General features: G+C 65.0%; 26 protein-coding genes and 2 tRNA genes. 9 read left to right on the top strand and 19 right to left on the bottom strand.

Features of this window, described 5'->3' with window-relative positions:
* Positions 1-4 precede the first annotated feature (4 nt).
* Both QM615_RS10065 and QM615_RS10060 read left to right on the top strand, forming a co-directional pair.
* Complete coding sequence (locus QM615_RS10065; protein ID WP_068052249.1) at positions 5-1,255, top strand: KasA/KasB family beta-ketoacyl-ACP synthase; 1,251 nt, start codon at positions 5-7, stop codon at positions 1,253-1,255.
* A gap of 128 nt (positions 1,256-1,383) precedes the next feature.
* Positions 1,384-2,817, top strand: coding sequence for an acyl-CoA carboxylase subunit beta (locus QM615_RS10060; RefSeq protein WP_283347300.1), 1,434 nt, complete (start codon positions 1,384-1,386; stop codon positions 2,815-2,817).
* Between the two features lie 144 nt (positions 2,818-2,961).
* Here QM615_RS10060 and QM615_RS10055 read toward each other — a convergent pair whose 3' ends face one another.
* The 3 genes from QM615_RS10055 to QM615_RS10045 all read right to left on the bottom strand — a co-directional run bounded on the left by QM615_RS10055 (position 2,962) and on the right by QM615_RS10045 (position 4,953).
* Positions 2,962-3,408, bottom strand: a complete 447-nt coding sequence (locus QM615_RS10055) for a cold-shock protein (RefSeq protein WP_283347327.1) — start codon at positions 3,406-3,408, stop codon at positions 2,962-2,964.
* Between the two features lie 84 nt (positions 3,409-3,492).
* Complete coding sequence (locus QM615_RS10050) at positions 3,493-4,005, bottom strand: DUF3145 domain-containing protein (RefSeq protein ID WP_283347299.1); 513 nt, start codon at positions 4,003-4,005, stop codon at positions 3,493-3,495.
* Between the two features lie 144 nt (positions 4,006-4,149).
* On the bottom strand, positions 4,150-4,953 hold the full coding sequence (locus tag QM615_RS10045) for a serine hydrolase domain-containing protein (protein ID WP_283347298.1): 804 nt from the start codon (positions 4,951-4,953) through the stop codon (positions 4,150-4,152).
* Positions 4,954-5,020: 67 nt separating this feature from the next.
* Here QM615_RS10045 and QM615_RS10040 point away from each other — a divergent pair, with 67 nt between their 5' ends.
* From QM615_RS10040 to QM615_RS10030, 3 genes are all read left to right on the top strand, one after another.
* A complete protein-coding gene (locus QM615_RS10040; protein ID WP_283347297.1) occupies positions 5,021-7,174 on the top strand; it encodes a molybdopterin-dependent oxidoreductase in 2,154 nt (717 codons plus the stop codon).
* 69 nt (positions 7,175-7,243) lie between these two features.
* Positions 7,244-7,317, top strand: a tRNA-Ile gene (locus QM615_RS10035).
* A gap of 143 nt (positions 7,318-7,460) precedes the next feature.
* Positions 7,461-8,078 carry a YdeI/OmpD-associated family protein gene (locus QM615_RS10030; RefSeq protein ID WP_149406180.1) on the top strand — a complete coding sequence of 206 codons (618 nt, stop codon included), beginning with the start codon at positions 7,461-7,463 and terminating at the stop codon, positions 8,076-8,078.
* 16 nt (positions 8,079-8,094) lie between these two features.
* On the opposite strand, the gene QM615_RS10025 is transcribed toward QM615_RS10030, so the two are convergent.
* The 4 genes from QM615_RS10025 to QM615_RS10010 all read right to left on the bottom strand — a co-directional run bounded on the left by QM615_RS10025 (position 8,095) and on the right by QM615_RS10010 (position 11,385).
* The gene (locus tag QM615_RS10025) at positions 8,095-8,643 is read right to left on the bottom strand and encodes a hypothetical protein (RefSeq protein WP_149406181.1); all 549 of its coding nucleotides are present in this window, start codon (positions 8,641-8,643) and stop codon (positions 8,095-8,097) included.
* A 32-nt stretch (positions 8,644-8,675) separates the two neighbouring features.
* Entirely contained in the window at positions 8,676-9,026 is a 351-nt protein-coding gene (locus QM615_RS10020) for a hypothetical protein (RefSeq protein ID WP_149406182.1), read from the bottom strand.
* A complete protein-coding gene (locus tag QM615_RS10015; protein WP_149406183.1) occupies positions 9,023-10,813 on the bottom strand; it encodes a TIGR03767 family metallophosphoesterase in 1,791 nt (596 codons plus the stop codon). The genes QM615_RS10020 and QM615_RS10015 overlap by 4 nt, the downstream gene beginning before the upstream one ends.
* Positions 10,814-10,917: 104 nt before the next feature.
* Positions 10,918-11,385, bottom strand: coding sequence for a universal stress protein (locus QM615_RS10010; protein WP_068052281.1), 468 nt, complete (start codon positions 11,383-11,385; stop codon positions 10,918-10,920).
* A 116-nt stretch (positions 11,386-11,501) separates the two neighbouring features.
* On the opposite strand from QM615_RS10010, the gene QM615_RS10005 reads away from it, so the two are divergent.
* The gene (locus QM615_RS10005; RefSeq protein ID WP_068052282.1) at positions 11,502-12,224 is read left to right on the top strand and encodes a GAF and ANTAR domain-containing protein; all 723 of its coding nucleotides are present in this window, start codon (positions 11,502-11,504) and stop codon (positions 12,222-12,224) included.
* A 10-nt stretch (positions 12,225-12,234) separates the two neighbouring features.
* Here QM615_RS10005 and QM615_RS10000 read toward each other — a convergent pair whose 3' ends face one another.
* The 3 genes from QM615_RS10000 to QM615_RS09990 form a co-directional block, all read right to left on the bottom strand.
* Entirely contained in the window at positions 12,235-13,701 is a 1,467-nt protein-coding gene (locus QM615_RS10000) for a DHA2 family efflux MFS transporter permease subunit (RefSeq protein ID WP_149406184.1), read from the bottom strand.
* 52 nt (positions 13,702-13,753) lie between these two features.
* Positions 13,754-13,906: a hypothetical protein gene (locus tag QM615_RS09995; RefSeq protein ID WP_156516304.1), complete on the bottom strand. Its 153-nt coding sequence runs from the start codon at positions 13,904-13,906 to the stop codon at positions 13,754-13,756.
* Positions 13,907-13,980: 74 nt separating this feature from the next.
* The gene (locus QM615_RS09990) at positions 13,981-14,448 is read right to left on the bottom strand and encodes an NUDIX hydrolase (protein ID WP_149406185.1); all 468 of its coding nucleotides are present in this window, start codon (positions 14,446-14,448) and stop codon (positions 13,981-13,983) included.
* Positions 14,449-14,530: 82 nt separating this feature from the next.
* On the opposite strand from QM615_RS09990, the gene QM615_RS09985 reads away from it, so the two are divergent.
* The gene (locus QM615_RS09985) at positions 14,531-15,172 is read left to right on the top strand and encodes a ScbR family autoregulator-binding transcription factor (RefSeq protein WP_149406186.1); all 642 of its coding nucleotides are present in this window, start codon (positions 14,531-14,533) and stop codon (positions 15,170-15,172) included.
* On the opposite strand, the gene QM615_RS09980 is transcribed toward QM615_RS09985, so the two are convergent.
* Together QM615_RS09980 and QM615_RS09975 are read right to left on the bottom strand one after the other, a co-directional pair.
* Entirely contained in the window at positions 15,150-16,064 is a 915-nt protein-coding gene (locus QM615_RS09980) for an AfsA-related hotdog domain-containing protein (RefSeq protein ID WP_149406187.1), read from the bottom strand. The genes QM615_RS09985 and QM615_RS09980 overlap by 23 nt on opposite strands.
* 270 nt (positions 16,065-16,334) lie before the next feature.
* Positions 16,335-16,407: transfer RNA gene (locus QM615_RS09975), tRNA-Asn, on the bottom strand.
* A 138-nt stretch (positions 16,408-16,545) separates the two neighbouring features.
* On the opposite strand from QM615_RS09975, the gene QM615_RS09970 reads away from it, so the two are divergent.
* Complete coding sequence (locus tag QM615_RS09970; protein ID WP_068052299.1) at positions 16,546-16,791, top strand: hypothetical protein; 246 nt, start codon at positions 16,546-16,548, stop codon at positions 16,789-16,791.
* Here QM615_RS09970 and dnaG read toward each other — a convergent pair.
* Genes dnaG through QM615_RS09935 form a run of 7 tightly spaced genes read right to left on the bottom strand, consistent with a single transcriptional unit; the run spans position 16,788 to position 24,311 of the window.
* Complete coding sequence (gene dnaG, locus QM615_RS09965; RefSeq protein WP_149406188.1) at positions 16,788-18,704, bottom strand: DNA primase; 1,917 nt, start codon at positions 18,702-18,704, stop codon at positions 16,788-16,790. The genes QM615_RS09970 and dnaG overlap by 4 nt on opposite strands.
* Positions 18,705-18,757: 53 nt before the next feature.
* The gene (locus QM615_RS09960) at positions 18,758-20,032 is read right to left on the bottom strand and encodes a deoxyguanosinetriphosphate triphosphohydrolase (RefSeq protein WP_149406189.1); all 1,275 of its coding nucleotides are present in this window, start codon (positions 20,030-20,032) and stop codon (positions 18,758-18,760) included.
* The gene (locus QM615_RS09955; protein ID WP_149406190.1) at positions 20,033-20,749 is read right to left on the bottom strand and encodes a YdcF family protein; all 717 of its coding nucleotides are present in this window, start codon (positions 20,747-20,749) and stop codon (positions 20,033-20,035) included.
* Between the two features lie 55 nt (positions 20,750-20,804).
* The gene (locus QM615_RS09950) at positions 20,805-21,413 is read right to left on the bottom strand and encodes a response regulator transcription factor (protein WP_149406191.1); all 609 of its coding nucleotides are present in this window, start codon (positions 21,411-21,413) and stop codon (positions 20,805-20,807) included.
* Positions 21,414-21,425: 12 nt separating this feature from the next.
* Complete coding sequence (locus tag QM615_RS09945; RefSeq protein ID WP_149406192.1) at positions 21,426-22,535, bottom strand: sensor histidine kinase; 1,110 nt, start codon at positions 22,533-22,535, stop codon at positions 21,426-21,428.
* 46 nt (positions 22,536-22,581) lie between these two features.
* A complete protein-coding gene (locus QM615_RS09940) occupies positions 22,582-23,385 on the bottom strand; it encodes an ABC transporter permease (RefSeq protein ID WP_149406193.1) in 804 nt (267 codons plus the stop codon).
* A complete protein-coding gene (locus QM615_RS09935) occupies positions 23,382-24,311 on the bottom strand; it encodes an ABC transporter ATP-binding protein (RefSeq protein ID WP_149406194.1) in 930 nt (309 codons plus the stop codon). Before QM615_RS09935 ends, QM615_RS09940 begins: the two co-directional genes overlap by 4 nt.
* Positions 24,312-24,439: 128 nt before the next feature.
* On the opposite strand from QM615_RS09935, the gene QM615_RS09930 reads away from it, so the two are divergent.
* Positions 24,440-26,473 carry a TPM domain-containing protein gene (locus tag QM615_RS09930; RefSeq protein WP_262498380.1) on the top strand — a complete coding sequence of 678 codons (2,034 nt, stop codon included), beginning with the start codon at positions 24,440-24,442 and terminating at the stop codon, positions 26,471-26,473.
* Positions 26,474-26,540: the final 67 nt, after the last annotated feature.

The following is a 26,540-nucleotide window of genomic DNA, read 5'->3' as shown; positions in this document are numbered from 1 at the left end:
GCCCATGACCAACCCATCCACCGCCAACGGACGCTTCCCCAGTGTCGTCGTCACCAGCCTCGCTGCGACCACGTCACTCGCGGGTGACGTCGATGCCACGTGGAAGGGTCTGCTGAACGGCGACAGCGGAATCGCAACGCTGGAAGACGATTTCGTCGCCGAGTACGACCTGCCCGTGCGGATCGGCGGCCACCTCGCGGTGAACCCGCAGAGCCTGCTCTCGCGGGTCGAGATTCGTCGCCTGAGCTACGTGGAGCAGCTGGCCACCGTTCTCGGTCGTGAGGTCTGGAAGAACGCCGGGACTCCCGACGTCGATCCCCTCCGCCTCGGCGTGTCTATCGGTACCGGCCTCGGTGGCGGCGATTCTCTGATCGACGCCAACGACAAGATGAAGGCCGGCGGCTACCGCAAGGTGTCTCCGCTCGCCGTTCAGATGGTCATGCCGAACGGCCCTGCAGCGGTCGTCGGACTCGAGCTCAAAGCACAGGCCGGTGTCATCACTCCCGTCTCCGCCTGCTCCTCGGGATCGGAAGCCATCGCACACGCGTGGCGGATGATCGTGATGGGCGACGCGGACATGGTCGTCACCGGCGGCGTCGAGGGTTACATCGACGCGGTTCCGATCGCCAGCTTCTCCATGATGCGGGCGATGAGCACCAACAACGACAACCCGAAGGGTGCGTCACGTCCGTTCGACAAGGATCGTGACGGCTTCGTCTTCGGTGAAGCGGGTGCGCTCATGGTCATCGAGACCGAGGAGCACGCCAAGGCACGCGGCGCAACGATTCACGCCCGCTTGCTCGGTGCCGGAATCACTTCCGACGGGTTCCACCTCGTGGCTCCCGACCCGGAGGGCACGGGTGCCGCGCGCGCTATGAAGCGTGCGATCGAGACCGCAGGACTGCAGAAGTCCGACATCACCCACGTGAACGCCCACGCAACGGCAACTCCCATCGGAGACACCGCCGAAGCGCTCGCGATCAACAAGGCCGTCGGAAATCACGCAGCCGTGTACGCACCGAAATCCGCTCTCGGCCACTCGATCGGTGCCGTCGGCGCTCTCGAGTCGGTTCTGACGGTGCTGGCAGTGCGTGAGGGAATCATCCCTCCCACACTGAATTTGGAGAATCAAGATCCCCAGATCGATCTCGACGTCGTCAAGGGCGAGCCCCGCGTCGGACAGATCGATTACGCGATCAACAACTCGTTCGGATTCGGTGGGCACAACGTAGCGCTCGCCTTCGGAAAGGCGTGATGCACTGAGTCGTTCTTTCGACTCAGCGAATCTCGCTCTCGCAGTGCATGATCCGGACCGGGGCCGTTCCCAGGGAACGGTTCCGGTCCGGGCCTCGCCCCCTCAGGGGCCCTGAAGAAGGACAAGCGATGACCATTCTGGCCCCTGTCACACGATCCGGTACCTCCACCGATCCCCGCGATCCACTCGCCCGCCTCGAGAATCTGTTCGACGCCGGAACCACTGTGCCCCTGCACGATCGGGACAAGTCCGGCATCCTCGCTGCATTCGGTGAGATCGACGGCGTCCACACCATCGCGTATTGCTCCGACGCCACCGTCATGGGCGGTGCCATGGGCGTGGACGGCTGCAAGCACATCGTCGCCGCCATCGACACGGCCATCGAGCAGCGCGCTCCGATCGTCGGTGTCTGGCATTCCGGCGGTGCTCGCCTCGCCGAGGGCGTCGAAGCCCTTCATGCCGTCGGACTCGTCTTCGAGGCCATGGTCCGAGCGTCCGGCCTCGTCCCCCAAGTTTCCGTCGTCCTCGGCTTCGCAGCCGGCGGCGCCGCCTACGGTCCTGCGTTGACCGACGTCGTCATCATGGCTCCCGAGGGACGCGTGTTCGTCACCGGTCCCGATGTCGTCCGCAGCGTCACCGGTGAGCAGGTCGACATGGCCTCGCTCGGCGGCCCCGACACCCACCACAAGAAGTCCGGCGTGTGCCACATCGTCGCCGACAGCGAGATGGACGCGTTCACCCGCGCCCGCCGCCTGGTGTCCATGTTCTGCGAGCAGGGCGAATTCGACATCGCCGCCGCCGAGCACGGCGACACCGACCTCCGAGCGTTGATGCCCGAATCCAACCGTCGCGCATACGATGTCCACCCGATCGTGCACGAGCTGCTGGACAACGTCGAAGGGGAATCGACCTTCGAGGAGTTCCAGGGCGGCTGGGCCCGCAGCATCGTCATCGGCCTCGGACGCATCAGCGGCCGCACCGTCGGCGTCATCGCCAACAACCCCATTCGTCTCGGCGGTTGCCTCAACTCCGAAAGTGCCGAGAAGGCAGCCCGTTTCGTGCGACTGTGCGACGCATTCGGCATCCCACTGGTCGTGGTCGTCGACGTTCCCGGATACCTCCCCGGCGTCAGCATGGAATGGGAGGGCGTTGTCCGCCGCGGAGCGAAACTGTTGCACGCTTTCGCCGAAGCCAAGGTCCCCCGCGTCACCCTGGTGACGCGCAAGATCTACGGCGGCGCGTACATCGCTATGAATGCTCGCGCACTCGGTGCCACTGCTGTGTACGCCTGGCCCGGCTCCGAGGTCGCCGTGATGGGCGCGAAGGCTGCCGTCGGCATCCTGCACAAGAAGGCCCTCGCAGCCGCTCCCGAGGAAGAGCGTGAGGCACTGCACGATCGCCTCACCGTCGAGCACGAAAGCATCGCCGGTGGCGTCGAGCGCGCCGTGGCCATCGGTGTCGTCGACGAGGTCATCGAGCCGAGCAAGACCCGCAGCACGGTCGCCAAGGCGCTCGCGGCCGCCCCTGCGGCACGCGGCAACCACAAGAACATTCCGCTCTGATCGTCACGGGGTGCCCCGCCGCCTCGTGTGGTGTCACCCCCGGCCCCGGTTGGGATCAATGCGGCTCCGAGTCGCTCCGAGTGCAACAAAGCCGCATTCATCCGGAACCGAACGGGCCCCACAACGGACGGGCGAACTACAGCGTCAGCTCTCGATCCACTTGTGGTCGTGAGCCAGTCGCAACATTGCCGATCGGATGTCGAGGATCTGCGCTGCGGAGACAGTTCCGTTGGCTTTCAGGAGTGCCTCGGTCACTTCGGCGGTGAAGTCCGCCTCGGAGAGCACGTCGCAGATGACGTCCTCGAGTTGCTCGCGTTCGCTGATCGGAACGTCGTGGAACGGCACGTCGGGCTTGCGCCGGGTGACCAGCGCGGTCGACGCGGGAGTGTCGATGATCTGCACCTGGGTGGCCTTGAGGCCTCGATCGCCCTCGACGGCAACGTATTCGACGCGAACCCCCGGTGCCAACAGTCGTTTGTCGAAGTCCAGATCGTTGACGTGAATGAACACGTCCTCGCCGCCCTCGTCCGGCGCTACGAATCCGTACCCCTTGAACTCGTCGAATCGAATCACTTTTCCGGTCGACAACATCGAACTCACCACTCCACGGTCGTTCCCACATGCCTACCCCAGGCACGGACGCAAACTACCGCGAGCCAGAACCCCCAGCAACCCCTAGCCGACGTTGCGACTCAGCCATGTCACTTCGGCTCCGGCCCCGCCGGTTCGGTACGGCTCCAGGGCTGCGTCCCAGTCCGATCCGAGAGCCTGCTCGACGGCCGCGGTGAAGTTGCCCTGATTGTTCTCCATCAGGGCGCGCAGCCGCATCTCGCCGAGCATCACGTCCCCGTTCGCGCTCGTCGTTCCGCGCCACAGCCCCAAACCGGGCACGTGGGAGAACCGTTCGCCGTCCACGCCTTCGCTGGCGTCCTCGGTCACCTCGAACCGCAGCATCTGCCACGAGCGCAGGATGCCGGCCAGCTTTGCTCCGGTGCCGACGGGGCCGACCCAGTCGGTGGTGGCGCGCAGCTGCCCATCGGAGGCGGGCTGCGCAGACCACTTCAAGTTCGCACGGCAATCGAGGGCGTCGGTCAACGCCCATTCGACATGCGGGCACAACGCAGCGGGCGACGAGTGGATGTACACAACACCCGACGTCGCATCTGCGAATTGGTTCGATCCACGCATTGCACTACCTCCAGCTTCGACGAGGGACGTCTTCCCCAACGACCTCGACATGCTTCGGCTGGCTGCAGTGAATCAATGCGTCTGTGTACTAGTGTGCCCCGAGTTGCCCCTGTTGCGCCAGTGCAATCTGTGAACGATGAAGTTTCACCCGGCCAGCACTGCGTCGGAGAGCTCCGGCCACAGCGGCTTCGCCCAGTCTCCGAAGGCTCGATCGGTCAACACCACACACGCGGTGCGTACTGCCGGATCCACCCACAGGAACGTTCCGGCCTGACCGAAGTGGCCGAACGTGGCCGACGAGTTGGCGCTCCCGGTCCAGTGCGGGCTCTTCCCGTCGCGCAACTCGAACCCGAGTCCCCAGTCGCAGGGCTTGTGCGATCCGTATCCGGGCACGATTCCGTTCAGCCCGGGAAACTGCACCTCGGTCGCCGACGCCAGTGTCTGCGACGCCAGCAGCGTCGGTGCCAGCAGTTCGGCGGCGAACCTCGTCAGATCGGCGAGGGTAGAGCTGGCCCCGTGGCCCGCCGATCCCGGCAACGACGTGTTCGTCATCTGCAGCGGCCGACACACGGCCTCGTCCAAGTAGTCGGGGAAGGCAATGCCTGCCTCGGTTTCGATCAGCTCGGCCAGAACCTCGAACCCGGCGCTCGAGTAGATCCGCTTGGTACCGGCCGGTGCCTGCACTGTGCGGTCACCGAACGCCAGTCCCGACGCGTGTGCCAGGAGGTGTCGAACCGTCGCCCCTTCCGGTCCTGCAGGCTGATCGAGCTCCACCGCACCTTCCTCGACGGCGACGAGAACTGCGTACGCACTGAGCAGCTTGGTGACCGAGGCCAGCTCGTAGACGCGATCGGTGTCCCCGACCTCCTCACGAACTCCGGAGTCGGTGACGACTGCTGCACTGACATGGTCGACGGGCCAGGAGGCCGTGAGATCGAGGGTGGTCACGACTCACGAGCCTAATTGTCGGTCGACGACGGTGCCCCGGTCCCCCGCCGGGCTACGCTCGCAGCACATGAGTGGGAGGAATGCGATGTCGGTTGTGTATGGATCGTGCAATCTGTGCGAGGCGATCTGTGGGCTCGAGTTCACGGTGGAGAACGACGCGGTGGTCTCGATCCGTGGTGACGAGAAGGATCCGCTCTCACGCGGCCATATCTGCCCCAAAGCGCTGTCGCTGATCGATCTGCACGCCGATACCGATCGGCTCACCACGCCGGTCAAACGTGTAGGTGAGAAATGGGAGAAGATCGGCTGGGACGAGGCATACGACCTCGTGATCGACGGTTTGATCTCGACGCGTGAGAAGTACGGCCGCAACGCGGTCGGGATCTATCAGGGAAATCCTAACGTCCACTCGATGGGCGCGATGACCCACGGCATTCCGTTCACCTCGCTGCTGCGCACGCGCAACCGATACTCCGCCACCTCCCTGGATCAGTTGCCGCACCAGCTCGTCGACCATCTTCTCTACGGGCATCAGTTGCTACTGCCGATCCCGGACATCGATCGAACCGACTTCTTCCTCGTCCTCGGCGGCAATCCGATGGCCTCGAACGGCAGCATGATGACCGTGCCCGATTTCGCCAAGAGGGCGCGGGCACTGCGCAAACGGGGCGGCCGCCTGGTCGTTGTCGATCCGCGCAAGACCGAGACCGCCGATATCGCGGACACACACTTCTTCGTTCGGCCCGGCAGCGACGCACTGCTGCTGCTCGCGATGATTCACACGATCGTGGCCGACGGCACGGTACGGGTGGCCGACTACATCGACGGGGCCGATCGACTCGCAGATCTCGTCGCCGAGTTCACGCCGGAATCCGTCGCTCCGGTCGTCGGTATTTCTGCGGACGAGATCTCGACTCTGGCGCGCGATTTCGCCTCGGCGAAGTCCGCGGTGGCGTACGGCCGAATGGGGGTCTCGACCCAGCAGTTCGGCACGGTGTGTCAGTGGGCAATTCAGGTACTGAACATCATCACCGGCAATCTCGATCGCCCGGGCGGTGCCATGGTGACCGATCCCGCGATCGATCTGATCAAGCAGGGCATCGTCGGCCGCGGCCATTTCGACAAGTGGCGCAGCCGCGTTCGCAATTTGCCCGAGTTCGCCGGCGAATACCCCTGTTCGACGCTCGTCGACGAGATCACCACCGAGGGCAAGGACCAGATCCGCGCGATGGCGGTCCTGTCCGGCAATCCGGTGTTGTCGATGCCCGGCGGCACCACCCTGAACGACGCGTTCGCGGGTCTCGATTTCATGGTGTCGTTCGACTTCTACATCAACGAGACCTCGCGTCACGCACACGTGATTCTGCCGCCGACGATGTCGCTCGAACGCGACCACTACGACCTCATCTTCAACTCCTTCGCCGTTCACAACACAGCGAAGTACATGCCTGCAGTTCTGCCCAAGCAAGCCGACGCCAAGCACGATTGGGAGATCTTCCGAGATCTGTCGCTGCGCTACAAGAGCCGTATGGCCGGTTCGACGGTCGGTCGGTTGAAGTCGCGAGTGACTCCGAAGAGCATGATCAGCGAGGCACGCCTGCGCCTGTCCCCCGCCCGCACCCTGGACATCCTGCTCCGCAGTCAACGAAAAGGACTGTCGCTCAAAAAACTTCGAGACAACCCACACGGTGTCGATCTCGGACCATTGCGTCCCGGCTTCCCACGGAAGTTGAAGACGCGGGACAAGCGGGTACAGCTGATTCAGGACATCGTTGTTGCCGAGCTCCCCGCGTTGGGGGATCTGATGCATTCCAGCGCAGTTCCGTCCGGCGATGAATTGTTGATGATCGGTCGGCGACACCTGCGCAGCAACAACTCGTGGATGCACAACACCGCCCGGCTCACCAAAGGCAAAGCGCGACATCAGCTTTTGGCACATCCGGAGGATCTCGCGAATCGCGGTATCGAGGACGGGTCGATGGTGTCGGTCACCTCCGCCGCCGGAACCGTCGACATCGAGGTAGCGGCGTCGGAGAAGATGATGCCGGGCGTGGTGAGCATGCCGCACGGGTTCGGGCATCAGCGCCCCGGCGTGCAGTTGTCCGTTGCCACGACGGTGCAGGGGCCGAGCGTCAACGACATCACCGACCCCAATCGCGTCGACGCCGTCTCGGCAAATGCGATCCTCAACGGTGTCCCGGTGCAGGTCCGAGCGAAATAGCTGCCCCGATGCACCGTCGAGGCGACGCGATTCTGTACGATTCTGCAGGCTCGTACCTGGTACGGGCATGGGGCGGTAGCTCAGTCGGTTAGAGCCGTGGACTCATAATCCATTGGTCGCGGGTTCGAGCCCCGCCCGCCCCACTCCAGCGGTCTTCCCATAAAACTGTTGCACGAATTCGGCAGTTCATCCCCGAACATCGGCCAATGCGGACGCAGGATGTCCTCGAGGGTGGGCACACTGACGAGATGTGCAACCACAGCGCGATAACACCACGAGCAAGCAAGTGACTGCGTCGGAGTCGCGGTCGGCATCTGTTCACCCACCGACGTGGAAGTTCGACTACCCGATCGTCCACGCCGAAACTCGAGCACAGTGGCGCACCTGGCTGGCGGACAATCACAGCTCGACCCGAGGCGTGTGGCTGTGCTCCTGGCGGAACACCCTCGACCGATCCCGCTGCGTGTACCCCGATGCCGTCGAGGAAGCCATCTGCTTCGGTTGGATCGATTCCACCAGCAGCATCCTCGACGACGAGCGCAGCCTGCAGATGTTCACGCCGCGCAGGCCCAAGAGCCAGTGGACCCGCCTGAACCGGAAACGCGCCGCCGATATGGAAGACCGTGGTCTCATGACCGACGCGGGTCGCCGCGCCATCGGTGCCGCGAAATCCAACGGCTGGTGGACGATTGCCGACCAAGTCGAAGACCTCGTGGAACCACCCGCGTTGGCGACGGAGCTGGACAGAGATCCACGCGCCCGAAGCAATTGGGACGGCTTTCCGCCCAGTGCTCGCAAGCAGATGCTGTGGTGGATCATCAGTGCCGTGAGAGAGGACACTCGCGTAGGTCGAATCACTCAGGTCGTCGCGGAGGCCGCGGCCGGTCGACGAGCCCGCGGCTGAGTGCCGTCGACCGAGGTCACGTCAGCACTGCTCTTCGGTACAGCCACGACCAATACACCAGCAGCGCAGCAGCATTCGCTCCGAACCACACCCACGTGAGAAACGCCGCCACCACGCCGGTGACGAAGAAGCCCAGTACCAGTGCCACGACCCAGGCGAGGACGAAGGCAACAATCGTGACGACTGCCGCGACTGCGTACCGCCCCGGGGACTGCCGGACCGTAGCCGACGCTGCGCGGAACGGATGTCGTTGCCCGTCGGCCACGGCCGGAAGTACCAGCAGCACAACCAGAATCACGACGACCGGAAGCAGCGGGAAAAGAACTGCCAGCGCAACGGCCACCAGAGTCGAGACCACACACCACACCAGGACGCGCGGCCGCCGCCATGCCCGACCCAGCGCACCGCGGACGTTGCCGTCGACCACATCGAGTGCCGTCGATGCGGTGATCCACAGGGCGACCACCAGTGCCGCGGCAGACGCCGCAACCAGCCCACCGAACCCCACGGAGGATTCTGCAACGGGATCGCCCAGGACTGTCAGCGCCTGAATCAGCGCAGACACGAGCACAACGGCAGAGAGCACCGCACTCCCCCTCACGGCGCACCGACCGTCGAATTGCGGTCGAGCACGTCCTGCACAGACCCCGAGTAGAGAACCTCCGTACCGACCTTCACCTCGACGGTGCTCGCGTCGTCCGACGTGGCGGAACCGGTGATCGCCTCGTTGTCGGTTGTCTCCCCCGCGCATTCGATGTCCGCTCCGGTGCCGGAGCAGACCGGCGCGACCAGTATCTCGATTCCATTCTCGAACAGAACGTCGTTCACTGCGTAGCGGAGGTCCCCGAGTTCGGCACCGCCGACCGGCGCGAGCGCAGCGGTCTGCGAGCATCCCGCGCACGCCATCACGGCGGCGACCAGGAGAATCTTCCTGCACACTCCGTTCATCGGCCCTGCCTCGTCTCGTAGGCGATCAGTCTCGCGTGCTCGTCCAGGTGTTGTTGCTCGAGCGCGGCGTCGGTGATGGCACTCAGATCGAACGGTGCAGGCAAGAGCAATTCGGTGTTGCGATCCAGGCGCGACCCTCGACGCATCAGCGGATTCTCGGCCCAGTCGTTGGCCGCCAATTCGCGGCTGCGGGACGCCAGATCCAGGTAGCTGCCGCTGTTTCCCGGTGTGATCGGCGACGCGTGATCGAGCACCGTGGTGAACAGCGACAAAGTTCCGTCTCGGTTGTCGACGATCTCGACCACCTGCTGCTGCTGCGGGAAATCGATGCACGACGCGGTGGTGATCTCCCAGAATCCGCGTCCGCCGCTCGAATGCGCCAAAATCTGGTTCTGATGGGTGTGGCCGTTGAGCCAGCCGATCACCACCGGATACTTCAGCAGCAGATCGATGAATTCGTCTGCGCCGTAGAGCTTCCCCGATTCTCCCGGACGCTGCGCTCGGTTCTCCAGCGTGAGACTGTTGTGATGGGTGTAGATCAGCACGAGCTTGCGCTCGGCCTGCGCTTTCTCCAATTGCTGGGTGAGCCAGTCGAATTGGTTCTCGGGCACCGCACCGTCGGGGCCGGCGACGGCGTTGCAGGTGTCGAGTCCGAACGTTCGAATGTTCGGGGTGGGGTCTGCCGCCCACCAGGTCTCACCGGAGTCGAGATTGTGCTGGGTGAAGCCGTGTCCGATCGGTCCCGGTGTCGGGGTGGTCTCGAAGTGCTCCTGCATGAACTCGCGTTGCTCGAACAGGTACCGTGCCGGGTCGGCCGACACCGCGCGAAACCCCGGTCGCGCACCGGATCCGACGCCCAGCGCATCGACCATTCTCTGCAGTGGACTGGCCGTCGATGCGTAGCCGGCCAGGGCCGAGGTGGCCGTCGCCTCGAGGGTGTACGCCTTGCGGCCCCCGACGGCGAGCGCGTGCAGCTGCGAGGACAGGTCGAAGGTGCCGAGCAACAGAGTGTCGTGGTTGCCGTAGACCGAGTACCACGGCACGGGCAGCCCCACCGATTCGACGGTTCCCGACATCGCCTGGGTGAGAAGGTCGGGAAGCGTCGGGAATCCGTAATCGCCGAACGACCCTCCCGAAGGGTCACCGGGTCGGTAGGCCCACTGCGCCTCCGGCCAGGCCTGAACACCCTCGAAGTTGTCCGCGGCCCCACTCGTCGGCCGGACCGGTACGCCGTCGAGAACGTCGATGTACCAGCGCAATTCGAGGTGCGAATGCATGTCGGCACTGTCCCCGGTGACCACGGCAGCCCCCATCGGTGCGCCGGTGACCGGGCTGATCCGCGCGTCCGCGAATGCCTTCACCATCGCCGCGGTGACGTGCACGGTCAGCGGGTCCTGCGGATGGAACGCCGAACCCCAAGCGGCGTGGTCGGAGACGATCATGGGCTCGATGCGGCCGGGCGATTGGGCGTCGATGACGTGCATGTCCGACAGGTGCCCGAGGTAGAGCAGCGACCGTCGCGACTGCACTCTCGACGGGTTCGGCGCTCGTCCCAGAACGTCGAGGCGTGCGACGTACGGCTCCCCCGGACCGGCACCGAGCACGCGGTACTTCCCCGGCCCTGTCGAGGATCGCAGGATCGTCTGCGCAAGAGTTCCGGTTCCGCCCGCGTCCACGGGCTGGGCGTGCGCCGCAAGAGCCTGACCCAGCACGTGGGGTGCGATCCCCCACACCGCCGCGAGTGTCCCCACTCTCGCTACGAATTGTCTACGCGACAGCCCGGTCATGGAACTCCTCGGATCCGAAAACGGCACCACGTGCGCCTCGCATCCGACGAGGTGACTGCCTATTTTTACAGGGCAGACCGCAGATCGGCTCGATTTCGCCGCGTTCAGGGCACGACGGTCACCGGCCACCGTCCCGCTTTGACCAATCGCACCGCCACCGAGCCGGCGATTCGGTGTCCGGCAGTCTCGGACGCCCCCACCACGACGGCGTCGGTACGCAATTGCTCTGCCACGGCGATCAGCCCGTTGTACGGGTCGCCCTGTGCGGTTCGGAACTCCCACCGCACGTGCTCCCGATCCCCGAACCGGGCGGCCGACGTTCTGATGTAGTCGAGCAGTTCGTCGGCTATCTGTTGACCGGTTTCGACAAGTGAAATGCCTGCCTGGCCCCACGAGGCCGTCGCAATGGGTTGCACGTACACCAGCACCAGCAGCGACCGCTGCCTACGGGCGAGCCCTGCCGCATAGGCAGCAGCGCGCCAGGACGAATCGGACCCGTCGACGCCCACCACGATCGATTTCGGTCCGTCGTGGCCGTACTCGAACCCGGTGGACTCCTGCGCATCGCTCACGACCTGAGGCTACTGCCGAGACCCGACTGTTCGTACCCCCAGCCGCCTGGCGGTACGGTAAGGAGCACCTACGCCCGGTTATCGGGGAGACGGTTCCACACGCGACGGGAGAAGCAATGAACGACGACCGACAGTTCGACGCCCCGTCCACCGACCCGGCTACTGTGTTCGCGGCCCTGGCCGACATCGTGTACCGAGGCACCACCGCCGAAGAGGTCTACACCGCACTGTGCAATGCAGCCACGCTGTTGGTCCCGCATTGTGACCACGCCAGCTTGATGTTGATGCGCCACGGAAAGGCTGTCACGGTCGCAGCCTCGGACGACATCGCGCGTGTCGTCGACGATATCGAGCGCGCTACCGGCGAAGGACCGTGCCTGGACGCGATCACCAGCGAGGCAGCCCAGCTCGAAGCCGACTTCCGCACTCCCACCCAGTGGCCGGCGATGGCTCGCGGTGTGTTGAACCGGACGCCGGTACGAGGCGCGATGGGATTTCGGCTCAAGGTCGACGATCAGAAGGTGGGCGCGCTCAACCTGTTCACCGATCGTCCCGGCGTCTTCGGCTCGGACAGTGTGGACAAGGCAGTCATTCTGACGGCTTTCACCTCGATCACCGTCGCCGCCGTGATGAACGGCGAAGAAGCGTCGACGCTGCGCGCCGGCCTCGAGAGCAACCGTGAGATCGGCAAGGCGATCGGCTTGATCATGGCCTTGCACGACGTGAACGGCGACGAGGCGTTCGCGCTGTTGCGCAAGTCTTCCCAGGATCTGAACGTCAAGATCGCCGATCTCGCGTCCACCGTGGTCGCGCGACACAGCAAAGGCCTGAAGGGCTGATCGGCAGCGCTCAGTGTGCGCCCTGAACCTTCTTGGGAAGCGCGAAGACCAACGCCAGCGCAATCACACTGAACGCTGCGCTGACAGCCATTGCCATGGCTGCTCCGTGTAGAAAGCCCGACCCGACGGTGTCGGGCCCGGTGATCTCGAGCGACCCGAACAGCACGCTGCCGATCACTGCGATGCCGATCGCCGAGCCGACGCGCTGCATCGTGGAAATGACGCCGCTCGCGGCTCCCGCGTCGTCACGATCGACGGTCGCGACGATGAACTGCGCGTTGGGTGCGATGAACGCACCGTTGCCGAGACCCGCGATGAACAGTGGCACCATCAGCGTCCAGTGCGAGATCGTGTCGGCGGAGCTGGTCGCGAGGATGATCCACAACCAGATGAGCCCGATCGAGACCAGGGACGCGCCGAGTATCAGAACGGTACGCCCGAGTCGGATCGTCAGCCTGTTGCTCTGCGAGGCGGCGATGATGCTGCCGATCGCGAAGGGTATGGACACCAGGCCCGATGCCAGTGCCGTGTTGCCGAGTCCGGTCTGCCACAGCAGCGAGATGGTGAAGAAGATGCTCGTGAAGGCAGCGAAGTAGACGAGCGCGAGGATCACGCCTCCGGTGAACGCCGGACGGGTGAACAATCGCGGTGGTACCAACGGATTCTGTCCGCGGCCCGTCCGAATCACTTCCCACCAGCCGAACAACGCGATCAGACCGAGTCCCGCTGCGATCGTCAGGTAGGTCCACATGGGCCAGCCCAGTTCCTGGCCCTCGATCAGCGGAACGAGCAGCGCGATGAGACCCGCGGAGATGAGCACCAGTCCGAGCCAGTCGATTCCGGGGCGCGCAGCCGGTTCGGTATCGGTCTTGCCCGGAAGTAGCACTGCAGCCGCGACGAGACCGACGATCCCGATCGGCAGGTTGACCCAGAAGACGAGCCGCCAGCCGTTCTCGTCGCCGAAAGCCTGGATGATCAGGCCGCCGGCGATGGGACCGAGCGCGGTCGACACTCCGATGACGGCACCCATGATGGCGAAGGCCTTGCCCCGCACCGGCCCTGGGAACAACAGCTGGATGAACGCGGTGACGGCGGGAACGAACATGCCGCCCGCCAAGCCCTGAACGACTCGCGCGACGACCAGTTGCAGATCGTCCTGAGCCAGCCCGCACGCGAAACTCGCGAGGGTGAAGAGTGCCAGACCGGTGAAGAAGACCCACTTGTGACCGATGCGGTCGCCTACGTTGCCCGCCGGGATGAGAGCCAATCCGAAGGCAAGTGCGTACCCCGAGATGATCCACGACAGAACCGATTCCGACGCTTCCAACGTGGTGCTGATCGTCGGCAATGCCACGTTGACGATGGTGGTGTCCAGCAACGCCATGAACATCCCCAGCAGCAGAACCACGAGCGCTTTCCAGGCGCGTGCGGGCACCTCCGTCGAGGGTGGTGTTGCTGAGGCAATGCTGTCGGTCACAGTGCTGTCCTTCGTCGTTGTCGCCGAGCAGTATCGGCCGACCGATTCTCGGTCACTGTCCGATCATTGCCGACGCGACGAAGACCCACGACAGTCCTGTGGCCAGAACCACGAACCCCGATGCCACTATCCGGCCGCCCCACACTGTCTCCACGAGAGCAGTCTCCGCGTGAGCAGTCACGCCTGCCGTACCCGTAGGTGTCATGATCTGTTTCCCACTCTGCATCCGCGACCCTCGCCATTTCCGGCCGGTGGATACCCCGGGAACCCGCACCGAAACTACGGTGCTGCGACAACCGCCTCCACCGCGTCCAGAAAGGGGTGCTGGGAGGCGAGCAGTTTCGTTCTCGCCTGCGCCAGCGGAAACCACTCGACGCGATCGACCTCGGGAAACGACTTCATGAGACCGGATTTCGGCGGCCATTCGATCTCGAATGTGTTGCTCACCGCATTCGAGACATCCAGATCGGCCTCGACGCCGAACGCGATGACGATCTTGCCGCCGCGCTGCCTGACGGTGCCGAGTTCGACGTGTTCTCCGGCCGGCACATCGACACCGACTTCCTCTCGGAATTCCCGTCGCGCCGCCGTCCAGGGGTCTTCACCATCGGTGATCAGCCCCTTGACGATGGACCAGGCTCCGTCGTCCTTACGCGCCCAGAACGGTCCTCCGGGGTGAGCGATCAGGACTTCCGGACCGTCGACACCGACGCGATACAACAGAATTCCTGCACTGGTGTGGACCATCGCCTCAGCCTGCCATCGAATCGGAGGGAGAAGTCCTTCGCGCCGTCGTGCCGCGAACCCGGGTAACAGTTATTGTCTACCGATGCAGGAGCGTGCAGCGTCCACCAGGCAGGCCGTACTCCAAGGGGCCGCCGCCAGTTTCGAGAAGTTCGGTTACGGCACAGCAAGTTTGAGCACCATCATCGCCCATGCCGGGGTCAGCAAAGGCGCGATGTACTTTCATTTCTCGTCCAAGGAAGATCTGGCGCAGGCAGTTATCGACGCGCAACTGTCCATGGCGGCGAGCGCGAGTGCCCTCATCATGGAGCGGACGCCGAAGGCCTTGGATGCCTTGATCCTGGTGAGCAAGGAGTTGGGACGCCAACTGCAGACCGAATCCATCGCCCGCGGGGGTATGCGGTTGACGTTGGAGTCGGCCATCGCGGACAGCCCCAATGCGCGCGCGTTCGAGGACTGGATCGGCAAGATGGGCGATCTGGCCGCACGTGCCCAGTCCGAGGGCGACATCGTCGACGGTATCGACGCGCACACGCTCGGTCGATACATCGTCGCCTCGTTCACCGGCGTCCAGACGGTCTCGGAGATGTTGACCGGACGCGCCGATCTACAGCAGCGGCTGACCGAGATGTGGCAGATGTTGCTGCCCTCGGTGGTGCCGCGCCGACGCCTCGCGCGCGTGATGGCAGTCGCCGAAGACGCCCTTATCGACTGGAGCGATCGGTAGGCGCCAACCACGGTTCGGACGTCACCGTGACGGACATCGCCGACAGCACCTCCCCGTCGTGCTCGAACTGAATCCGAAAGACGCCGTCGGTGGAGGCCGTGTCGACGATCACCGTGCACGGGTTGGTCCACTCCGCGAATCCCATGAATCTCACCTCGCAGGAGGTGAAATCCAACGTCGGTGTTTCGGTCGCCAGACGCAGAGCCTGACGGGCTGCCTCGAGCATCGTCACTCCCGGCAGATACTCGACCGAATGGTCGAACATCGCCAGGTTTCGCGGATCCGGCGCGACGACGATGGTGCCGTCGGATGTGTGCCGTGCCAGCACCACGTCGGACGGATCCAGACGGCCGACGGAGGACGCCGGGACCACCTCGGTTCCGGCCGGCAGGAAACGGAAGTGGGGGTCGGCAACAGTTGACTTGCGGAACTGCGAATACACCTCGGGTCCGATGGTCCGGACCGACGCCGTCCCCGACGCGACGAGGTGGGTGCCGTTCAGGAGCCGGGCCGACAGCTTCATGTTGTCGAGCGACTCGTTCTCGAACACCACGTCGGTCGTGATCGACTCTGCGACAAGCGAATCGTCGATGTCGTCGACCGAGAGCGGGTCCAGGATCTCGAAGCGGGAGTGCTCGATGAACACCACATGATCGAGTGGCACCCCGTGGTTGACGTGGCAGAAGAGGCTGATCGCTTGACGCAGAGCCTCGGCCACCATCAACGAGTCGTGGGTTCTGCGAACCGGCGCGAACATGCGATGCGACGTGGGGAACTGAACGGCCGCCCGATGGGTGCCCTCGACGGTCTCGTAATCGGTCAACAGAACGTCGCCCGGCGACCTCCGATGCACGAGGTGCCGTGGAACCGTTGCTGCGTAACTCAAACTCATGAAGCCCCTTAAAACCGACCGACCCGGCTTTTTATAGCACTGTTGAGCCACCGGGATCGCTCGTTCAGTATGTCGCGGGAGACCGACAAAACTGGCATCGGTTGGTGGGATTCATTCAATCGATATACAGAAATAACCATCACGATCTGTTAACTGACTCGAACTCTCGGTACCACTTGTTTCGCCACGTTCACGGGCGGTGCCGGGGGCTCGTGCGGCTCACTCCGGACAGCAAAAATCCCCGCCCGGGCGAACCGAACGGGGACTGCGCTCCCCCACCTGGACTCGAACCAGGAACCCTTCGATTAACAGTCGAATGCTCTGCCAATTGAGCTATGGGGGATTACCTCGCGGCGTCACACTCTCGTGCGAGCCGTTGGAAACAATAGCGCACACCCCCTGCCGAGTACCAAATCGCCCTGCTCGAGGTTCGTCGGGCAAGATGGAAGAACAGCCGCACGCTCTACGGAAGGACCTACTGATGATTCGTTTGGTACTGGCGGCTGGAGCTGCTTATGTGCTCGGTGCCAAGGCAGGACGGGGCCGGTACGAGCAGATTCGCAAGACGGCGAACGCCGTTGCGTCGAGCCCCGCCACCAAGAAGGCGATCGAGGTCGGCCGCCAGAAGCTGTCCGATTCCCTGAACACACAACCGCGGCTCGAGCCGATGCAGCCGATCGACGACGAGACCCAGGTCTTCGTTCCCCGCGATCAGCTGCGGCGCTAACCGACCTCGGCCACACTTCCGACGGCGAGCTCGAGCAGACTGCGGCGGTACTGCTCGAGGGCGATGAGGTCGCCGAACAACGCGTTGTAGTCGTCGGGCTTCTCCACCGGGGACATACGCTGCAGTTTCGACTTCAGTTCGGCCACCTGTTGGCCGACCCACACCTCCTGCAGCCGTGCGAGTACGCCCGAGATGTAGCGGGTGAGGGCGTCGTCGGCCACGCGCATCGGGTCGACGGCCAACTCGGTCACCAACGACACGACAACGGCGTCCTTGGCCTGTTTTGCGACGGCGTCGACCCACTCCCCTCCGCCCAGGCCTGCAGCGGTGCCGCCGGCAGCGGCCACCGCGTCGCGGACGGCCGAATACGCCGGATGGTGGAAGCTCTCCGGCGGCAGTGAATCGAAGACCGTGCCTGCCACGGCAGGCATCTGCAGCACCGCCTTGAGCGCTTCTCGCTGCGGCCACAGTGTCGGATCGGTGGGGTTGGGACGCGGAGGACCCGTAGGGGCCGGTGCCGGAGCGGCCTGACGCTTCTCGAACGGGACACGTTTGCCGCTCGTGTCGCCCCTGGCACCCTTCTTCGCCTCGTCGCGCACTCGGGCGAGCACCATCGCGGTGTCGTCCCAGCCGGTCCACCCGGCCAACTGCCGGGCGTACTCGTCCCGCAACGACGCGTCCTTGATGCGGGCAACCACCGGGACGGTTCGCTTCAACGCCTCGACGCGTCCCTCTGGCGTGTCCAGATCATGTTCTCGCAGAAGCGATTTGACCACGAAGGCGAACATCGGGGTACGCCTGGCGACCAGATCGCGAACGGCGTTGTCGCCGGACTTCAGCCGTAGGTCGCACGGGTCCATTCCGTCCGGGGCGACGGCGACGAACGTCTGACCGGCGATCTTCTGATCACCCTCGAACGCCTTCATCGCGGCGGCCTGGCCGGCTTCGTCGCCGTCGAAGGTGTAGATCACTTCCCCGCGAAAGTAGCTGTCGTCCATCATCAGTCGGCGCAGCATCGCCAGGTGGTCCTCGCCGAATGCGGTTCCACAGGACGCCACCGCAGTCTTGACGCCTGCCAGATGCATCGCCATCACGTCGGTGTAGCCCTCGACGATGACGGCCTGATGGGACTTCGCGATTTCCTTGCGCGCAAGATCGAGGCCGAACAACACCTGAGACTTCTTGTACAGCATGGTTTCCGGGGTGTTGATGTACTTACCCGGCATCGTGTCGTCGTCGAACAACTTGCGCGCGCCGAAGCCGATGACGTCGCCGCTCTGGCTGCGAATGGGCCACACCAGCCGGCGCCGGAAGCGGTCGATGGGCGTTCCGCGCTTGCCGGGTGTCGCCAGCCCCGCGTCGACGATCTCCTTGGCCTCGAACCCCTTGCCCAGCAGGTGTTTGGTGAGGGTGTCCCAGCCGTCGGGTGCGTACCCACAGCCGTAGGCAAGGGCAGCGTGCCCGTCGAAGTTGCGTTCGGTCAGGTAATCCCGCGCGGCCTGTGCGTCGGGGCCACTGAGCCTGCCCGCGTAGAACTGCTGCGCTGCCGCGTTGGCGGCGATCAGTCGCGCACGGGTGCCGCGGTCGCGCTGAACCGACGGGCCGCCGCCCTCGTAGGAGATCGAATAGTTAAGCCGGTCGGCCAGTTGCTCGACGGCCTCGACGAACGAGATGTGCTCGATCTTCTGCAGGAAGGAGTAGGCGTCACCGCCCTCGCCGCAGCCGAAGCAGTGATAGTGACCGTGATTGGGGCGAACATGGAACGACGGGGATTTCTCGTCGTGGAAGGGGCACAGCCCCTTCATGGAATCGCCGCCCGCGCGCTTGAGCGAGACGTAGTCGCCGACTATGTCCTCGATCCGTGTGCGTTCGCGAATGGCGGCGATGTCGCGTTCAGGAATTCGGCCGGCCACGAAGGGCAGTCTAGTCCCGATTCGGACCTACCCACATTCGGTCGGCGGAGCGATCAACCCCAGCTGGCCTGAGCCCCGAGTGACCGCTTGTCGATCAGTTCGAGTCGACTTTCGGTGTACGAGGCGATCTGGTCGACGACCACACGCGTCCGTTCCGCATCGCTGTCGGCCCGCTGCCACGCAGGCACCAGAATGGGGTCCAGTTCGCCAGGAGCAGAGCGCATCAACCACTCGGCGACGCGGTGGATACGGTCGCGTTGGCGCTCCTGACGGATCTTGTGTCCGGCATCGGACATCACGTACCGCAACGCCATCGTCTTGAGCAGTGCCACTTCCGAGCCGACGATCGACGGCACCACCAGATCGGCGTCGTATCGGCTCAGCGGCGCAGTGCCGTACTTCTCGTGGGTGCCCTCGATGGCGGCGGTGGCGAAGCGGCCTACCAGTTCGCTGGTCATGTGCTTGAGCGCCACGGATGCGGCGAGAGTGCCGTCGTAGCGTCCGACCGCGACCACGACGGGCATCTTCGACAGTCGATCTGCGGCCTCGATCAGTTCCTCCACATCGAGTCCGCGGAATTCCGAGACGCCGAGTTCGGCGAGGGCGCGTCGCTCGATCGGATCGGACAGCGCCCGTAGGTCGATGCGGGCGTCGATCACACCGTCCTCGACGTCGTGCACCGAGTACGCCACATCGTCGGACCAGTCCATACTCTGCGCTTCGAGGCACTTGTGCTTGTCCGGAGCGCCGTCACGTACCCAGCCCAAGATGGCGGAGTCGTCGTCGTAGGCACCGAACTTCGCGCCGGGGGCGGGCCTGATCCATGGGTACTTGGTAGCGGCATCGAGCGACGCCCGGGTCAGGTTGAGTCCTGCGCTGCGACCGTCGGAGTCGAGGATCTTCGGCTCGAGCCCGGTCAGGATGCGCAGGTTCTGCGCGTTGCCCTCGAACCCACCGCAATCCTGAGCCACTTCGTCGAGGGCGCGTTCGCCGTTGTGTCCGTACGGCGGGTGGCCGATGTCGTGCGCCAGCCCGGCGAGGTCCACCAGATCCGGATCGCTGCCGAGCCCCTCGGCGATGCTGCGGCCGATCTGCGCGACTTCGAGCGAGTGCGTCAATCGTGTGCGCGGGGTGTCTCCGTCTCGAGGACCGGTGACCTGAGTCTTGTCGGCGAGCCTGCGCAATGCGGCGCAATGCAACACGCGCGCTCGATCACGTGCGAACGCGCTTCGATGCGAGGCGTTGTCTGCCCCGGACCGCAGTCCTGCGGTCTTCGGGGGTTCGGTGACGAATCGTTCGACGTCGTGCGCCGAGTACGTGCCGGTCATCTACTGGCCCGCCGTGTAGGAGAAGTCCGCGGTGAAGTGGGTCAGCTGATACCACAGCAGAGCGCCTGTCTCCCTGGCGATTCCGTGTGCCTGGGATTCTCTGGTGTAGACCGCGGGCCCGGTGCGCGTGGGCGAAGTCCAGGCATCGAGGCCAGCGTCGCGCGCCATGGTTCGGGTGCGTAGTGAATGCCACGGATCGCTGACCAACACCACCGACGAACTGCCCTGCTCACGCAGCGTGTTGCTCACCGCCTCGATGCTCTCGAGGGTGTCCGAGCCGGTCTCGACGGCAATGATGGCGTCGGCGGGAACTCCCTGATCGATCAGATAGTTGCGACCCGACGCGGCCTCGGTGAACAGGTCGCCCTCCTGTTTGCCACCGACCGTGACGATCTCGGGGGCGATTCCCTGCTCGTACAGCGACGCGGCCTGGGACAGTCGTGCCTCGAACACCGTCGAGGGTGTGCCGCTGTACTGAGCAGCGCCGAGTACGACGATGGCGTCGGCCTTGGAGTAGTCGTCGATGCGCGCCACCTGCCATACCCGCACCGCTGTTCCCGCGACCAGCACCAACGACATCAGTACCACTCCCGCGACCAGCCGACCGGTCCAGCGTCCGAGCGTTCCGAAGAAGCCGAGGCGCTCGGGACCGGGGTCCGGGGCATACCGGTCGTCGTACGGATCACCGTACGAATCTCGGTCGAGAGTTGAATTCACTCCTCGAGTTTGCCAGGCCCAGGCATCGGAACCGTCACGGCGCGCCTCGAACGACCTACAGCCACCCCCGATCCTCGGCCACCCGGACCGCCTCGGCCCTGGTACTGGTGCCGGTCTTTCCGATCGCCGACGACAGATGATTGCGCACCGTGCCCTCCGAGAGGTGGACCTGAGCAGCGATGGACCCAGCGGTCCCGCCCCTGGCAGCCGCGCGGAGAACCTCCTGCTCTCGGGCCGTCAGCGGAGAGACGCCTTCGGTGAGGGTTTCGGTCGCCAGCGTCGGATCTACGACGCGAAGCCCCATGTGTACGCGCCGAACGGCGTCGGCCAGCTGCTTGGCGGGAGTGTCCTTGACCACGAAACCCGACGCACCCGCATCGATGGCGCGTCGCAGGTAGCCGGGTCGCCCGAACGTGGTGACGATCAGCACCCTCGACTGCGGGGCCACGAGCGCCAGTTCGGCGGTGACCTCGATACCGTTCTTGCCGGGCATCTCGACGTCGAGCAGGACGACGTCGGGTCGATGTTCGAGAACGGCGGCGGCAACCTCGTCTCCACGTCCCACCTCGGCGACGACCTCGAGATCGTGTTCGAGCCCCAGCAGGGCCGCAAGTGCGCCGCGCACAAGGGCCTGATCGTCGGCCAACAACAACGTGATGGTCATCGCGCCTGCGTCCTATTCACCGTGTACCTCCACCCTGAACCCACCGGTCGGCACCCGGGCGATCGTCAGTGAACCACCCGCTGCCGTCACCCGTTCACCGAGACCGCGCAGACCGTTGCCGCCGGACTGCTGGTCTGCCGGTCCCACCCCGTCGTCGACGATGGAGATGCTCGACGCCGTCAGCGTCACCCTGCACTGCCGTGCACGCGAGTGTCGAACCACGTTGGTCACCGCTTCGCGGAGCACCCAGCCGAAGAGTTCTCGATGCCGCAGCGGCACCACGTCGGCGTCGCAGGGCAGATCTGCTTCGATCCCCGCCGCGGTCAAAGCCGTTCGTGCACTGGCCAACTCGGATCCGACGTCGACCTGGCGCATGCCCCCGACGGTACTGCGCACATCGGCGAGCGCTTGCCGAGCAAGGGTTTCTAACTCGGCGATCTCCACGGCCGCGCGGGCCGGATCGATCTCGATGAGCCTGCCCGCCAGTTCGCTCTTGACGGTGATGACGGTCAGCGAGTGGCCCAGGATGTCGTGCACGTCCCGGCTCATACGCTCGCGTTCGGCCACGATGGCCAGATCGGCCAATTGTTGCCTGGCGACGGCCAATTCGTGATTTCGCTGGAAGACCTGCGTGATCCCCCACGCCGCGGCCGCGCTGATCAGCAGCTGAAATGCGAAGAAGGTGTCGGGCTCCCAGGACGAGATGAAGCGTGGCACCGCTTCGACAAGCGCGACCATCACCAACACCAACACCCACGCTTGCCTGACCGGCAGGGTCATCATGGCCAGTACTGCGATGTAGACGGTCGCGCCGAATGCGGTAGTTCCGATCCATACGCTCATGAGCACGGTCAGCGTGATCATGACTCCGAGCGCGATCCACGCCTGGGAGACCGGCAGCGGCTTTCCTCTGCGGTGTCCGTTACGAAAACGCCAGAAAGTGGACGTGAACACGGCACCGAAGGCAACGATCGTCATGACCCCGGCAACCTTCGCCGGCGTGTATTCCAGAGCGAGGATGTCGTTCAACGGATAGATCAGGTACACCAGCCAGATGGCACCGAACATCCAGCCGAACCGCCAGATCCGTCCCTCGGGAAGGTCGGCGGTGAACGTGGTCATGTCGCCCACGGTATCTCTGTGGACGACATGATCAGCGGTTTCGGTCTCACGCACGCTTGGTGTCTTTCCGGAACAGCAGCGCCGCTCCGGCGACGAACACCGTCGCCCACACCACCAGGTTCACCACGGCGATCACCAGGGTGCCGGTGTCGGCCGAGGTGAACGGTGCCCGGGACACGGTCGCCAGGCCGTAGAGCGGGGTGAACTGGGCCAGCATCGGAAACCAGCCGCTGTCACCGAGCGGGACGAACAGTCCGCCGGCCAACGCCAGGAAGGCGAGCACCGGTCCGAGGATCTGCATGACGTTCTCCGAGGGCAGCAGGTAGCCCATGAACAGCCCGAACGCGGCGAACACTGCAGAGCCGAGCCACGCGATCACTCCGCAGCTGATCCACACCCAGATCGGCATGTCCGCCCCGAAGAATTTCGCGACGACGAACACCACGACGATCGCAGCGGCACCCATCGTCATGGCCACCAGAACCTTGGTGATGATGTAGGCCACGGGCTTCAACGGCGTCAGGCGGAGCTGCCTACTCCACCCCTGCGCCCGTTCGACCGACACCATCGCTCCCCCGCTCGTGGTCGCGAGCATCGCGCCGTAGACGGCCATGCTGATGGCGATGTAACCGGTGACGTTGCCGTGCGCGAACGGGTAGTTGGTCCGGTAGTCGGACTGCGTGCCGAAGATGACGAAGAACACCGGCGGCATCACCAACGTGAAGATCAGAGTTCGCTTGTTCCGGAAGAGCCTGCGGATCTCGAGTCCGAGGAAGGTCGGCGAGAAACCGCCCCAGGCAACGGCTCTGGCAGAGGTACGGGTGGCTGCGGAGTGTGCGGTCGTGGTCATCGAATGCTCCCGGCGAGGTCGTTTTCGGCTGTGTCGTTTTCGGAATCGGTGGTCAGGGCGAGGAATGCGTCTTCGAGGTTGCGCGAGACGATTTCCAGATCGGTCGCGTGTGCATCGTTGAGTAGGTACCGGGCCACGGCGTCGGAGTCGCGTCCGTGCACGATCACCCGATCGCCACGTGTGTCGACGCGGTCCACCCCCGGCAGAGCCAGCAACACCGACTGGTCGACGCCGGGCAGCGTGGCGGTGACGGTGCGTCCCGCGGCCAGGTTCTTCACCTCGGCGGCGCTGCCGTCGGCGACGATCTTGCCGTGCCGCACCAGCACGATCCGGTCTGCGTAGGCGTCGGCCTCGTCGAGATAGTGCGTTGCGAAAAGCACCGTGCGGCCGGTGCTGGCGTCCTGGCGAATGGCGTTCCAGAAGTCGCGGCGCCCCTCGACGTCCATGCCGGTGGTCGGCTCGTCGAGGACCAGCAGATCCGGATCGGGCAGCAGTGCGAGCGCGAATCGAAGCCTTTGCTGCTGACCGCCGGAGCATTTCGCCACTCGACGGTCTCCGATATCGGCGATGCCGGCCCGGGTGAGGACCTCCTTCACCGAGCGGGTGTGGGCGAACAGCGCGGAGGTCAGCTCGACGGTTTCGCGGACGGTCAGATCGCGAAGCAGCCCACCGGTTTGCATGACGGCCGAGATGCGCCCCTGCGCGATGGCGTCGGCGGGCGTTCCCCCGAACACCGAGACCGTCCCGGTGGTGGGTGTCGCCAGGCCGAGCATCATGTCGATGGTGGTCGTCTTTCCCGCTCCGTTCGGTCCGAGGAATGCGACGACCTCGCCCGGTTCGATGGACAGGCTCAGCCCGTCGACAGCCCGGACCGAGCCGTAGGTCTTGGTGACGCTTCGCAGTTCGACTGCTTTCGTTGTGGTCATGGGAATCACTCTGCTGCGGCCGAGCGGCTCCGACCTCGTTCGGCCGTCACGATTGCGAGGTGACAACTGTCATGCATCCGGATCGACCTGCTCGATCTCACGGGCGCGCAGCCGGTAGATTTCAGGCCATGGCAGTCCAGCACCGGCGGCACACCAGCGCCCCAGTCGTTCGAGAAGCAATCCATCGATTTCGTCGTCTCGCCGCCGTGGGTGCTCTGACCCTCTTCGCCGCGGTCCTGCTCGCGCCGGGAGTTGCATCCGCCGAGGCTCCGTCGCGGCTGGCCACACAGATCACCGACAACGTCCAGGCACTCGACCCGGATGCACTCGCCGAGGTGCAGACCTCGATCGACGATCTCTACGGCAGCAGCCAGGTTCGGTTGTGGGTCACCTATGTCGCGGACTTCGACAACATGTCGGCGGCGAACTGGGCCGAGCAGACGTACCAGAGAAGCGACCTCGGCCAGCGCGACGTTCTGCTCGCCGTGGCCACCGTGGACCGTTCGTACTACCTCGCGGTGAACACCGGCCTGTCTCAGATCACCACCTCCGAACAAGATTCGATCCGCGTCGACGATGTCGAACCTGCACTGCGCGAGGAAGATTGGTCCGGTGCAGCCATTGCGGCCGCCGGTGCACTCGGCGACGCGTACGCCTCGAGCGGCAGCGGTGGCTCGTCGGCACCGCTGCTGATCGGCGTCGGCGCATTGGCCGTGGCAGGCGGCGGAGCCGTCGTCTACTCGTCGCGCCGCAAGAAGGCCCGCGTCGCCGCAGAGGTCGAGGCCGTGGCGAAGATCGACCCGAGCGACCCGGCCGCACTGGCCGCCTTCCCCATCGACGTCCTCGACACGCGGGCCAAGGAAATCCTGATCGAGACCGACAACGCGGTGCGCGCCAGCGAAGAGGAACTGAACCTCGCCCGTGGAGAATTCGGAGATTCCGCGGCCGCGCCGTTCATCACCGCCTACGACAACGCCAAGAAAGCCCTGGCCTCGGCGTTCGAGATTCGTCAACGCCTCGACGACGCCATCCCGGAAACACCCGAGCAGCGACGGGCGATGCTCGTCGAGATCATCTCCTCGTGTGGCCAGGCCGATCGCGAACTCGATTCGCGGGTGGAGGAATTCGACGGGTTCCGCGATCTCGTGATGAACGCCGACGCCCACCTCGACGAGCTGACCCAGGCAGTCGTCGGCTTGACGGTGAGAATTCCGCAGTCCGAATCGGTTCTTGCTCAGCTGCATTCGGACTTCTCCGAATCGGCGCTGAACTCGATTGCCGACAACGTCACGATGGCCAAGGAGCGGATGGCGCTGGCCGAGGAGAACATCGAGGCCGGACGCTCGGCGGCGGCACTTCCGCCCGGCAAGCAGGGGCCGGCGGTCACCGCGATTCGCACGGCCGAGCGAGCCGTCGACCAGGCCACGACCCTGCTGGACGGCGTCGACCATGCCCGTGACGACATCAGGCATGCCATCGCAACCCTGCCCGACGCCATCGCGGACGTGAGACGCGACATCGAGCAGGCTCGTGGATTGGCCGAACACGGCGGGGCCGAACTGCAGGCAGCCATGACAGCCGCACAGACGGCATTGAAGAACGCGGAGACGGCGCAGTCCTCGGACCCTCTCGGCAGCTACACCGCCCTCGCCGAAGCCGATGCCGAACTCGAGAAGATCGTCGACGAGGCGTCGGCGGACAAGGCCGCCGAGGACCAACTTCGGGCCCGCCTGGATCGCGATATCGCGGCCGCCCAGGCGCAGATCACCGCCGCTGCCGACTACATCTCGACGCGCCGCGGCGGAGTGGGTGCGGACGCCAGAACGCGCCTGTCCGAGGCCGAACGACACCTCGGTGCGGCGCGTCAGCTCGAACCCGAGAACCCGGACGAGGCCCTCAAGCACGCTCACGCTGCCAGCCAATTGGCCTCGCGCGCATCGCAGATCGCCCAGTCCGACGTGCAGAACTGGGAGAATCGCCACGGTCCGCGCGGCGGCAGTAGCGGCGGCAACATCGCCGGCGCGGTCCTCGGCGGCATCCTGATCAACAGTGTGCTGCGCGGCGGGGGTGGCGGCGGATTCGGTGGCGGATTCGGTGGTGGCGGGGGCTTCGGCGGCGGTGGTGGCGGCGGCGGCTTCGGCGGTGGCGGCGGCCGTTTCTAGTTTCCAGACAGACAGACGACAGGGCCCGATCTCACGAAGAGATCGGGCCCTGTCGGTTGATGACGCT

The organism is Rhodococcus sp. IEGM 1341 (genome assembly GCF_030056895.1).
Lineage (GTDB): Bacteria > Actinomycetota > Actinomycetes > Mycobacteriales > Mycobacteriaceae > Rhodococcoides.
Note: the sequence above shows the minus strand (reverse complement) of the source record. Positions and strands in the feature narration are given on the sequence as shown.